Genomic DNA, 12,187 nt, shown 5'->3' with positions numbered 1-12,187 from the left:
TCAGGACTCGCGCAGGTACTGGTACAAGGTTTCACGGCTAATGCCGAAGTCGCGGGCGATCAGGGCCTTTTGCTCGCCCGCCGCGACGCGCCGTTTCAGTTCGGCAATCTGCTCATCGTTCAGTGACTTTTTGCGGCCCCGGTACGCACCCCGCTGCCGGGCCAGCGCGATTCCTTCGCGCTGCCGCTCGCGGATCAAGGCCCGCTCGAACTCGGCAAACGCGCCCATCACCGACAGCATCAAATTCGCCATCGGCGAATCCTCGCCAGTGAAGGCCAGGCTTTCCTTGACGAATTCGATGCGTACCCCGCGCTTGGTCAGGCCCTGCACGATGCGGCGCAAGTCATCCAGGTTGCGTGCCAGGCGATCCATGCTGTGCACCACCACGGTGTCGCTTTCGCGCACGAAGGCGAGCAGCCTTTCCAGCTCGGGACGCTGGGTGTCCTTGCCGGATGCCTTGTCGGTGAACACCCGCGCCACCTGAACCCCTTCCAATTGCCGTTCCGGGTTCTGGTCGAAGCTGCTGACGCGAACGTAGCCGATGCGTTGACCGTACAAAGTGTCTCCAAGGGTAATGTGTCAGAGTGAAATCTATTACTCTTGACTGATTGTGTCAATAAATTTCATATTGGACTCTATTCTGACGTGATTACAGTCTCTTCCCTGACGTTGCGTTAGGGTATAGCTCAACCTGACATAGAAGCAAAAACTCAACCACCTTCTACCAACTCTCCGAACAGCTCCTTGACCTTTGTTTTCGCATCAGCAAGTGCAGTTCTGCCTTGTTCAGTGATGTCATAAACACGCCGTTCACGTCGCCCGGTGCGTTCGTGGCGTGAGGTCAGATAGCCTTTTTTTTCCAGGCCGTGCAGCATCGGGTACACGGTGCCAGCGCTCATCTCGTAGCCGTGTCGGCGTAGCTCTTCGATGATCCCCAGCCCAAAGACAGGTTCCTCGGCTGCATGGTGAAGGATGTGCAGGCGGATCAAACCGCCGTAGAGGTCTTTGTCAGTCATTTTTTGTGCCTCACAGAGCGACGCTCAACAGCCACCCAGCTGCACCGCTACCGAGGACAACCAGCCACGGCGGGAGCTTCCAGAACATAAGTGCGACAAGGGCAACTAATGCCAAGCCGAAGTCTTGCGGCTGAAAGATGGCGCTAGTCCATACAGGCTGATACAGCGCGGCCAGCAGCAAGCCGACTACAGCGGCATTGATCCCGGCCAGCGCAGCTTGGATGCCTGTATTGCGGCGCAAACGCTCCCAAAATGGCATTGATCCGACGACCAGCAAGAACGAGGGCGCGAAGATAGCCAGCAGACACACAATGCCGCCGATCCAGCCCGACGGGGCGGTGTTCATCGAGGCACCAAGAAACGCGGCGAACGTGAACAAAGGGCCGGGCACCGCTTGAGCTGCCCCGTACCCCGCGAGAAAGGATTCATTGTTGACCCAGCCGGAGGGCACCACTTCGGCTTGCAGTAATGGCAGCACAACGTGACCACCGCCGAACACCAGTGATCCGACACGATAGAAGGAATCCACCATTGCCATGGTTTGACTTGGCATCAGTTCGGCCAACACCGGCAGGCCAATCAGCAAGACAAAGAACAGCGAGAGCCAAAGCACGCCGGCCCGGTGACTGACCGTGATAGGTAGGGGGTCATGCTCAACAACTTTCGCTGGCTTGAACAATAACCGGCCTGCGATGCCTGCGATAGCAATCACGCCAACCTGTCCCCACGCGGACGGCACAAGTAAAACGACGCAGGTAGCAATTGCCATGATGGTGACTCGCAGCCCATCCGTGCATAGGTTACGCGCCATGCCCCATACTGCTTGAGCGACCACGGCCACAGCCACCACTTTTAAGCCATGCAACGCGCCCTGCGAGACGTAATCGCCATAGCTGGAGATGCCGAGCGCAAAAAGGATCAAGGCTATGGCAGACGGCAGCGTGAAGCCAGCCCAAGCAGCCAGCGCCCCGCTGTATCCAGCCCGAGACAGTCCTACCGCTATGCCGACCTGGCTGCTTGCAGGCCCTGGCAAGAACTGACAAAGCGCGACCAAGTCAGCATAGCTCCGTTCGGAGAGCCAGCGCCGCCGTGTGACAAATTCGGCGCGGAAGTAGCCCAAGTGCGCAATGGGGCCGCCAAAAGATGTCAATCCAAGCCGCAGAAAAATAAGAAAGACCGACCATGGTCTGCTGTCATCGGTAGGGTTATTCGTCATACTTTCGCCTTCATGATCTGCAACGAGTTGATCAATAATAAGCGAAATTCGATAACGAAATTCGATATAAATCTAGAAAAAAATACCTCTATGTGTACTACGCAGTTTTAGCTGTGGCTTTCACAGGAGCACGCTTACTTACGGCTTAGCGTGCTTTATTTTCCGTTTTCTGAGGCGATCCCTATTTCTGGCCATATCCTGACTGACGTATTGGCATTCCCCCGTCTTCACGGACACTTCCGTTAGGCGCATTTTAGATTTTCAAACTGTACCGGGCTAATGTAGCCGATAGTGGAATGACGCCGGCGTGGATTGTAGAACCTTTCGATGTAGTCGAACACATCTGCCCGTAAATCATCCCTGGTCCGGTAGTGCTTTTTGCTCAGGCGCTCGGTCTTGAGCGTCGAGAAAAAGCTTTCCATTGCAGCGTTGTCCCAGCAGTTACCGCGACGGCTCATGCTGCAAACAATGCCGTGGGATTCAAGGAGTCGCTGGAAGTCCTCGCTCGTATATTGCGAACCTTGGTCCGAATGATGCAGTACTGCACGGGGACGGCCGCGACGGAAAATAGCCATCAATAAGGCATCTATCACCAACTGCGCCGTCATCGTCGGTTGCATCGACCAGCCCACCACACGCCGCGAGTACAAGTCGAGGACGGCTGCGACGAATAGCCAGCCTTCGCCGGTCCAGACGTAGGTAAAGTCTGCTGCCCATTTCTGGTTCGGGCCGGTCGCTTCAAATTGCCGGTCCAGCAGATTCGGCGCGATGGCATGGACTGGTGAGTCGAGCTGCCCTGGCGCCCGACGCCGCTTGTGACGGGCCTTGATGCCGGCTGCTTTCATCAGTCGCGCCACGCGGTTCTCGCTGCAGGAAAAACCAGCGTCGATAAGGTCTCGCACTACGCGCGGCGAACCATATGTGCCATCGCTGGCTTCGTGGCTATGCTTGATTGCGTTGAGGAGCTGGGCATTCTCGCGTTCATGGGCACTTACGGGCCGACCAAGCCAGTCGTAAAAACCACTGCTCGATACGCCGAGTAGACGGCACATCGTTCGCGTTGGCCAGATGGTTCGATATTTGGCGATGAAGCCGTACTTCACTTGAGGTCGGCTGCGAAGTAGCCGAGCGCCTTTTTTAATATGTCGCGCTCCGTCTTGACCTTCGCCAGTTCGCGCCGCATACGCTCATATTCCTGGGGCGATACCTTCTCGTGCCCGACTGCGAGCTCTGCATCGACGTTGGCATCTCTGCACCATCGTCCCAGCAAATTGGCGCCGATGCCAAGGTCTCGGGCTATTGCCGCCTTGCTCGCACCTGGCTGGCCTACCAGCTTGACTGCCTCGCGCTTGAACTCTTCTGAAAACACCCGTCTTTCACGTGCCATGTAATACCTCCGATAGGGACATCATACCTATCGAAAGTGTCCGTCTTGCTGGGGGAATGCCAGTATCTACTCATCGCTCGCTGGGTTGCGCAACGGACGCAGCTCGCCCTTGGCCACTGCATCCGGTACCGAGAACGAGTACCGTCCCAACATGTTGATATGCTCGTGCAGCAACGGCGACAGCCTGGCTACGTCCTCATCCCTGACCGCGAAGCCGTCCACGCGCAACTGGTTCAGCGCCGCTTCCATGTAACTCGTGTTCCACAGCACGATCATGTTGAGCACAAGGCCGAGCGCACCGAGCTGATCTTCCTGTCCTTCGCGATAGTGCTGCCGCAGCTCGCCGCGCTTGCCATGGAAAACTGCGCGAGCGACGCTGTGCCGCCCCTCGCCACGGTTGAGCTGGGTCAGCGTGCCCCGGCGCTTGGCTTCGTCATCGATGTAGGTCAGCGTGTGCAGCGTCTTGTCGATCCGGCCGAACTCAGCGATGGCCTGGGCCAGCCTGGTCGGGCGTTCGCCGACCTGGAGCGTGCGCATGATGCCAGCGGCCGGTACCCGGCCGAGCTTGAGCGAGCCGGCCAAGCGCAGCATGTCATCCCAATGCGGTTCGATCTTTTGCAGGCTGATATTGTGTCCGGATACAGAATTGAGCAGGCCGTAGTCGGCCTTCGGGTCGATTCGCCAGAAGCGGGTACCGCCGACATCAGCCAGGCGCGGGCTGAATCGGTACCCAAGCAAGCGGAACAGGCCGAAAACCACATCGCTGTAGGCCCCCGTGTCCGTCATGATCTGGGTCGGCTGAAGGTCAGTCTGCTGTTCCAGGACCACGGCCAGCAGTACCAGGCTGTCGCGCAGCGTGCCCGGCACCGTGATGTCGTTCAGTCCTGAAAACTGGTTCGATATCAGGTTGTACCAGGTAACGCCGCGCCCGACGCCGAAGTATTTCGGGTTCGGCCCGGAATGCACTGATCGCACCGGCACCACGAACCGCATGCCGTCGGCCGAGGCGACCTCGCCGCCACCCCACAAGCTGGCAAGCGCGGAACGGCTCTGTGCGGCGACCAGCAGTGTATTCGCTGCGGTGATAGTGTCGTCGCGCAGGTAGTTCTGGTCCACCCAGGATAGCCTGTCGCGCTTAAGCGCCGGCACGTCGCCGCGAATCAGTGGCTCTGGACCAGTGTTGCAGGCTTCGGCCATCAGCACCGCGCAAATGCTCACATGTAGATCGGAAGCTCGCGCGGTACGCTCCGATATATGGGTGAAGGCGTCCGTGAAGCGGGTGCGTGCGGCAATCTCCAGGATCAGTTCCGGCAGGTCGACGCGTGGCAGCATGCCCATGACCTTGGCGCGTAGCGCGATCAGCGACGCCGGCTCATCCATTTTGTCCAACGGGCTGAGCACCAGTTCTTGTTTGTCGCCCACCTTATCGAAGCGCACGGCCGGATTCTCGGGCAACCTGGCGGCGACCGCCTGGTAGGTTCGGTCCAGTTCATCGGCCAGCGCGGTCAAGGTCGGCCCCGGCACCGCCGACAGGCCGAGCGTGCGGCAAATGATCGGGCGCGTCGATTCCCATTCAGCGCTATCGAGCAGGCCGGCGCGCGGGTCGGCGTACCGCCAGCTCGGGGCCACGAACACATCGCGTCGGCGCAGCGCGATACGCAATTCTGACAAAACGCAGAAAGTATAAGCGTGGAAGTCGATGGCATCATCCTCGCGCAGCACATGGCGTTGCCACGGCTTGGTGATGATGTCGCGCGGCGCATCGTTGCCCGGACGCTTCACCGTCATGTTGGCGCGAAGCCAGGCGAATGCAGCGATGAACGGCTCTCCTGCGGCATTCGCGCCAAACTGAACGTGTTCGGCCAGCGCAGGCAGGAAGCGGCGCACGGTCTTGTACTTGGCATCCAGCTCCTGGTAGTACACGTTGTCGGTCGGCCGAATCAGCTTGTTGACGCCGGCCATGGCCAGCGCGAGCGCGTCCGGCGAAATCCGCGCGAACAACTGTTTGCGCAGCTCGGCATCCGGCACAGTTTCGTCCAGCAGCAACTGGCAGGCGCTGGCGAGGGTGGCCGCCGCTTCGTCAAGGTCTTTGAGCGATCGGAGGCGCGATTTTCTGTCGGCTTTCACAGCGTCACCGAAAAGCTCCCGCAAGATGACCTCAAGGACCTCCAGGGCGTCGTCCTGTGCCGATGCTTCGAGGCAGTGCACGAACGCGACCAGCGTTGCCAAGCGGCGCAGCGCCGGCAGGCGCAGAATCGCGCTGGCCTTGGCGGCTCCGGCGAAGCGGGCCAAGGCCGCGACCCGCGTGGCCGGGATGCGCGTGGCGGCCGGCAACCGGATGCCAAGCTCACGGACGGCTTGCAGCCGCATCAGCGCCAGGCTCATCGACCGGCTGCTGGCCACTACCGGGCCGGTACGCAGGCGATCCAGCGGCGAATTTCGCGTACCGCCAGAAGAGACCAGGAGGCCTTCCAGACGGGTTTGCTGGTCCAGGCTGATCCCATTGGCAAGCGAGCGCCAAAGGCGCTCCTCGACGCGGATGCGCAAGCGCGCAACGTACCGTTCGAGCGTCGTGCAACCGGGCAGCAGCACCTTGTGCGTCACCAGCCATGTCGTGGCCCGCTCAAACAGCACGCTTGGCCGGTCGGTGCCGGTCCAGCAAAGGGCGTACAGCCACCGGGTCAGGCGGAAGGCGATCAGGGGTTCCGTGAAATCGACATATCCATAAGACGCGCGAATCTCGGTTGCATGCTGCCAGCGCTGCTCGCCAACACTGTAGGCACTCGCCTTGTCCAACGCCTCGATGCGCAGTTGCTTGGCCAGCGTCCGCAGCACGGGCTGGGGCACGGCCAGCGGGTCTTCCAGGAACGTGCCCAAGTAGCGCACCGTCCCGAGTTGGACGGCAAAGCCGAGCCGATTGTGCGCGCCGCGCTTCTGCGCGATTAGCGCATGGTCGGTGTCGTCCAAGTGAAAATGCCGGGCAAGGTCGTGAGGTGACGGTGGGCCGGCGTAGCGGCCGTAGTTTTCGCGCTGGTCATTCGAGAGAAAGCTGACTGGCATGAGTTCTCCTACTGAGTTCGGGCGGTCATTTCGCGGGGCTCTACAAGGACTAATCGACCTTGTAGAGCCGATGTTTTGACGCTATCCGAGCAGCAGTGTCGGCACGGTGGCGGCGTGTAGGATATCGCTGGTCTTGCTGCCAAAAAGCAGACTGCGCAGCGGAGAATGGCTATATGCGCCCATGATAAGCAGGTCGATGGACTGGTCAATCACAGTCTTGGCAATGATGGCATCCACATCGCCGAAAGCGAGCGAAGCGACCACTTCAAAGCCTGCTGACTCCAACGTCATTTTGGCCCATTCAAGCTGCTTTGCTGCGTCCCGACTTTCCTTACCAGACATCAGCAAATATATTGGGATGCCACGGAAAAGTGGGCTGGTCGCCACCATCTCCACGCCGCGGCGGGTGACGATGCCACCGTCGAAAGCGATCATCACGCGCTGCGGTTCCTTGAAATTCGCCGTCACAGTGAGGACGGGCTGGTGCAGTGCACGCACCACCCGTTCAACATTGCGTCCCAGCTTGCGTTCGGTCGAGTCGGCAGTCTCGCCACGACGCCCCAAGACGACGAGGCGGACACCGCTTCCCTGTTCCGCGATGGTTTCTTCCAGTTCGCCATGGCGCTGACGCACATCCACGGACCAGGCACCGGCGGCACGGGCACGCTCGCGCAATCGGTTCAAGAAGACCCTGCCTTGTTCCCGCGCGGCTGTGGTGCGTGCTTCGTCCTCGGCGGAAAGCTGTTTCAGCAGCGTCTCATGCGCGTCAATCCCGATAGCACCGCTATGATCCTTTCCCGATCCGATCTCTGGATGGTGGTCGATAACATGCAGGAATTCCAGCGGTGCGCTCATTCGGAGGGAGGCCCAAGCTGCGTAGTCGGCGACATATTCGGCGAAGTGCGATTGGTCCACACATGCCAGCACTTTGTTCTCGTTGTTCATAGTCATGTCTCCGTTTAATGACCCATCAGCATGTCTTCGGCGCCGTCTTTGTCATGCACGGCAAACTTGTCCACCAGCGTGGTGCTGGCCTCATTGAGCCCGATGACCTCGACCTCCGTCCCATCGCGGCGGAATTTGACGACTACCTTGTCTAAGGCGCTAACCGCCGTAATGTCCCAGAAGTGGGCGCGGCTGACATCGATACGAACTCGGTCGATGACTTCCTTGTAGTCGAAGGCATTAACGAACCGATCCGCCGAAGCAAAAAAGACCTGGCCGGCTACTTGATAGGTACGCACACGGCCCTCGTCTTCGGACATTGAACTCACGCGCAGGATCTGTCCCACTTTATTGGCGAAGAAAAAGCCAGACAGGAGCACCCCTACCAGCACGCCCTTGGCCAAGTCGTGCGTCATGACGACGACGACAACCGTGGCCACCATGACTACGCTGGAACTTTTTGGATGATCGCGCAAGTTGCGGATCGAGGCCCAGTTAAAGGTTCCGATGGATACCATGATCATTACAGCGACCAGGGCCGCCATCGGAATCCGCGCAACCCAATCGCCGATGAACACCACCATCAGCAATAGGAATACGCCGGCTGCAAGGGTAGAAAGCCTTCCGCGTCCTCCGGACTTTACATTGATTACTGACTGACCAATCATGGCGCAACCGGCCATGCCCCCGAGGAAGCCCGTGGCGATATTGGCGATGCCTTGGCCCACGCACTCACGGTTCTTATTGCTATTGGAGTCGGTCAGGTCATCCACAATCGAAGCGGTCATCATGGACTCAAGCAGTCCGACGACGGCAAGCGTAGCCGATACCGGGAAGATGATTGAAAGCGTCTCCAGGTTCAACGGCAGATCAGGTAACAGGAACACCGGCAAGCTGTCAGGTAGCTTGCCCATGTCGCCCACAGTGCGGATATCGATACCGGCGAGGATCGCCACGGCGGTCAATACCACGATAGCGACCAGCGGGGAGGGAACAGCCTTGGTGATGTATGGAAACAGGTAAATGATAGCCAGACCTGCCGCCGTCATCGCGTATACGTGCCAGCTCACGTTGGTCAGCTCGGGCAGCTGCGCCATGAAGATCAGAATCGCCAGCGCGTTGACAAAACCTGTGATGACGGACCGCGAGACGAAGCGCATCAGCGCGCCGAGTCTAAGCCAGCCAGCAAGGATTTGCAGAATTCCCGTCAGGATCGTGGCGGCCAGCAGATATTGCAAGCCATGGTCCTTGACCAGCGTGACCATGACCAGAGCCATTGCACCGGTGGCGGCGGAAATCATACCTGGGCGGCCGCCTGCAAACGCGATAATTGCAGCGATACTGAACGAAGCATACAAGCCCACTTTGGGATCGACCCCGGCGATAATCGAAAAGGCAATTGCTTCAGGGATAAGCGCTAGCGCGACAACCATGCCCGCTAAAAGATCGTTTCGGACATTGGAAAGCCAGTCCTGGCGTAAGGATTTCATCATTCTTGATTCCATTGATTGTGCCTGCCACAGGGGCAAGGGGCGAACGTGAACACGTCTTTCCGGCCAGCGGAAATGAGAGGGAACCAGGAAATCCAGGAACGGAAAGACGCAATGAATCGGACGTGCAGCCTCGTGCGACAGGTGGAGGTAATACTGAGATCGCAGCGAGGAAGGAGGCTTACACGGGTGGAAATTCCGATTGATTAAAGGCTTAGCCTTTGGGAAACTCATTTTAGCTTACCGGCAGACGCCATGTCAATTTGGGCTACACCCTAACCTGATGTCAGAAGACCCAAGCGGAAGCCGTCAGGATAGGGTTGTTATCGCAATTACTTGACATATTCCTTGAAGGGTCATAGAGTCTTTACTGACATATATTGTTAAGGAGGCATGTTTTGCGAGGTCAACGCATAGGTTATGTTCGGGTCAGCAGTTTCGACCAGAATCCAGAGCGTCAGCTCGATCAGGTCCAGGTGGACAAGCTGTTCACCGACAAAGCCTCGGGCAAAGATACACAGCGGCCGCAGCTCGACGCCTTGCTGTCGTTCGCCCGTGAAGGCGACACGGTAGTCGTGCACAGCATGGACCGTCTGGCGCGCAACCTGGATGATCTGCGCCGGCTGGTCCAGACGTTGACCAAGCGCGGAATACGAATCGAATTCGTCAAGGAATGCCTGAGCTTCACCGGCGAAGACTCGCCGATGGCAAACCTGCTGCTGTCGGTCATGGGCGCGTTCGCGGAGTTCGAGCGGGCCTTGATCGGCGAGCGGCAGCGCGAAGGGATCGCATTGGCCAAGCAGCGCGGCGCCTACCGAGGCCGCAAGAAAGCGCTGGCGGACAACCAGGTTGTCGAGCTGCGCCGCCGTGCTGGGGCCGGCGAACAGAAATCAACGCTTGCGCGGGAGTTCGGCATCAGTCGGGAAACGCTGTATCAATACTTGAAGTTGGTTCCAAGTCCTTAACCCGGTTTTCCGTTCCACTGCACCTCAAACCCCTGATTTGTCTCAGCGCCCGCTTGCCCGTTGTTGAAAAGCAGCACCGGCCGGCCCCCGGCTGTGCCGGGGCGAGCGACGGCATGGCGCGAAGCACGTCCCCGGCGGGCATGCTCAGTAAAGGCGTCTACAAGAAGGGGATGGCATCAAATTCATTGCGCCAGGACATAATGCGCCAAGGCCATCGCTTCGCCCTCGCTCAGTTGGGAGAAAGCTGGCATCGGTACAGGCCCCCATTTGCCAGCGCCGCCCGCTCGAATATTCCTCGCCACCAGTGATACCGCGTCTGCCTTGCCCTTGTACTTTGCCACCACTTCCTTGAATGCCGGCCCGACGACCTTTTTGTCGATCGAATGACATCCCATGCAAGCATTTGCGGCAAGCAACGCTTTCGTATCGATTGCTGCGGTGGCGCCGGCCTTCGGTGCAACTGCAGCTGGCTTTATCGCCGCGTTCGCAATCGGCACTGCGTTACTGCGTTCGGCACCGTAGGTCTTGACCAGGTAATCGACCATGTCCGGGATATCCGCGTCTGAGAATTGCGCACCGAACGGTTTCTTCATCTTTCTCACGGTGGCATCCCAGTAGCCGCGCGGCGATGTGGTGGGCTGCGACTGGATGTAATGGACCGAGTGACATGTCATGCAGTTGCGCTGGGCCAGCGCATATCCCGGCAACTCGCTGGGTTTGAAGACAGCAGTTTCAGGCGGAAGCTGAATGTCGAGGGCGAAAGCTGGGGCCGCAGCCATCAGACTGATGGTGAACAGAGAGCAAATCAGTGGATGTTTCAATGTGGTTCCCCTTATACCGCGACGACGCGCGTCGATTCGACCACATTGCGCATGTAGCCGGCAGGGTTCCACAGGGCGCTCGCGGGTTGGCCTTGACCGATCCGGTTGCCCGCCCGAACCAGCAGTTCGTGGTTTCCTTTTTGTTTCGGCGTGAACGCCGCGCTCCACTCTCGAAAAGAATAGCGCCCCAGGTCCTTGCCCAGTTGTGCGGCTTGCCAGTTCTTGCCACCGTCGGACGAAAACGCCACCTCATTCACGCCGTAGCCGCCGTCGAACGCAATCCCGCGCACCACCGTCTGGCGCCCGACCTTGACGTGCATGCCGTCGGTCAGGCTGGTCACGAACGAGCGCACGTTGAGGCGATTGATCGGGACGGTCTTGGTCGGCGCCTTTCCCGGCTCGGTACAGGCGCACTGATTGTCGGGGATGCGATAGGCCGTGCTCATCCAAAATCCGTCGAATACCTTGTCGGTCACGGTAATGTCGGACAGATGCTTGACCCAATAGGTGCCGTAGTAGCCGGGCACCACCAGGCGCAGTGGGTAGCCATTCAACATCGGCAGATCGGCACCGTTCATTTGCCAGGCCAACATGACTTCGCCGTCGAGCGCATGGTCGATATTGAGCGCCTTCATGAAATCGGGCCCGTCGCCAACGGGCGGCGTGTCAAGGCCGTTGAACGAGACCTGTACCGACCCGGCCTTGACGCCGGCCTTTTCCAGCACCTTGCGTAGCGGCACGCCAGTCCAGCGTGCGTTGCCCATGGCACCATTCGATAGCTGGCCGCCGTTGGCGCGCGGCGACAGGTGGCCGCGGCTGTTACCGGAACACTGGTTCACGGCAACCAGTTCGGTGGCGTCAGCCATTTGCTTGAGGTCGGCGAGCGAGAGCTCCAGCGGCGTATTAACATTGCCGCCGACTTTGAGACGGTATGTTTGCGCATCGATCGCGGTGGGAATGCCGCTCCAGTGATATCGGACGAAAAACGCATCGTTCGGCGTAATCACCGATTCGTTGAACACACTGAACGGAGTTTCCAGCTGCGGCGGACGGGCGGTCAGCAGGATCAGCGGCCGCTTTTGAGGATACACGACCAGTTCGCGCTCGCCGTTTTCAAACGGCAGCGTGACGTGGCCTGCCTCCGCCGCGAGCGCGCTCAATACCGGACTGCCGAACACGCCGGCGGCACCGAGCGTGCCGGCCTGCCTCATAAAGGAACGGCGCCGCAACGCCTCCGCCGTCAATATCAACGAGTTCTTCGCCATACTGGTCTCCGTTATTATTGTG

The 12,187-nt window shown here is 59.3% G+C and carries 10 protein-coding genes; 1 reads left to right on the top strand and 9 read right to left on the bottom strand.

Features of this window, described 5'->3' with window-relative positions; genetic code table 11:
- From NX782_RS03400 to NX782_RS03370, 7 genes are all read right to left on the bottom strand, one after another.
- The gene (locus NX782_RS03400) at positions 1-558 is read right to left on the bottom strand and encodes a recombinase family protein (RefSeq protein WP_012478189.1); all 558 of its coding nucleotides are present in this window, start codon (positions 556-558) and stop codon (positions 1-3) included.
- A gap of 152 nt (positions 559-710) precedes the next feature.
- On the bottom strand, positions 711-1,016 hold the full coding sequence (locus tag NX782_RS03395) for a PadR family transcriptional regulator (protein ID WP_000130000.1): 306 nt from the start codon (positions 1,014-1,016) through the stop codon (positions 711-713).
- A gap of 10 nt (positions 1,017-1,026) precedes the next feature.
- Positions 1,027-2,232 carry a chromate efflux transporter gene (gene chrA / locus NX782_RS03390; RefSeq protein ID WP_000184001.1) on the bottom strand — a complete coding sequence of 402 codons (1,206 nt, stop codon included), beginning with the start codon at positions 2,230-2,232 and terminating at the stop codon, positions 1,027-1,029.
- A gap of 242 nt (positions 2,233-2,474) precedes the next feature.
- Positions 2,475-3,619 (bottom strand): IS3 family transposase gene (locus NX782_RS03385; RefSeq protein ID WP_258844066.1). Its coding sequence is split into 2 segments (ribosomal slippage): positions 2,475-3,361 and positions 3,361-3,619, totalling 1,146 coding nucleotides; the frame shifts between segments, so codons are not numbered across the junction.
- A gap of 66 nt (positions 3,620-3,685) precedes the next feature.
- The gene (locus NX782_RS03380; RefSeq protein WP_258844065.1) at positions 3,686-6,679 is read right to left on the bottom strand and encodes a Tn3 family transposase; all 2,994 of its coding nucleotides are present in this window, start codon (positions 6,677-6,679) and stop codon (positions 3,686-3,688) included.
- A gap of 81 nt (positions 6,680-6,760) precedes the next feature.
- On the bottom strand, positions 6,761-7,624 hold the full coding sequence (locus tag NX782_RS03375; protein WP_034303473.1) for a universal stress protein: 864 nt from the start codon (positions 7,622-7,624) through the stop codon (positions 6,761-6,763).
- A gap of 14 nt (positions 7,625-7,638) precedes the next feature.
- On the bottom strand, positions 7,639-9,117 hold the full coding sequence (locus tag NX782_RS03370) for a SulP family inorganic anion transporter (RefSeq protein ID WP_258844064.1): 1,479 nt from the start codon (positions 9,115-9,117) through the stop codon (positions 7,639-7,641).
- Between the two features lie 395 nt (positions 9,118-9,512).
- Between NX782_RS03370 and NX782_RS03365 the strand changes: the two genes are divergently transcribed.
- On the top strand, positions 9,513-10,079 hold the full coding sequence (locus NX782_RS03365) for a recombinase family protein (RefSeq protein WP_034303447.1): 567 nt from the start codon (positions 9,513-9,515) through the stop codon (positions 10,077-10,079).
- A gap of 182 nt (positions 10,080-10,261) precedes the next feature.
- On the opposite strand, the gene sorB is transcribed toward NX782_RS03365, so the two are convergent.
- Together sorB and sorA are read right to left on the bottom strand one after the other, a co-directional pair.
- Entirely contained in the window at positions 10,262-10,900 is a 639-nt protein-coding gene (sorB, locus tag NX782_RS03360; protein WP_228892616.1) for a SorB family sulfite dehydrogenase c-type cytochrome subunit, read from the bottom strand.
- Positions 10,901-10,911: 11 nt separating this feature from the next.
- The gene (gene sorA, locus NX782_RS03355; RefSeq protein WP_370660048.1) at positions 10,912-12,111 is read right to left on the bottom strand and encodes a SorA family sulfite dehydrogenase catalytic subunit; all 1,200 of its coding nucleotides are present in this window, start codon (positions 12,109-12,111) and stop codon (positions 10,912-10,914) included.
- Between the last annotated feature and the right edge of the window lie 76 nt (positions 12,112-12,187).

This window comes from Massilia norwichensis (assembly GCF_024753245.1).
GTDB classification, from domain to species: Bacteria; Pseudomonadota; Gammaproteobacteria; order Burkholderiales; family Burkholderiaceae_D; genus Telluria; species Telluria norwichensis.
Note: the sequence above shows the minus strand (reverse complement) of the source record. Positions and strands in the feature narration are given on the sequence as shown.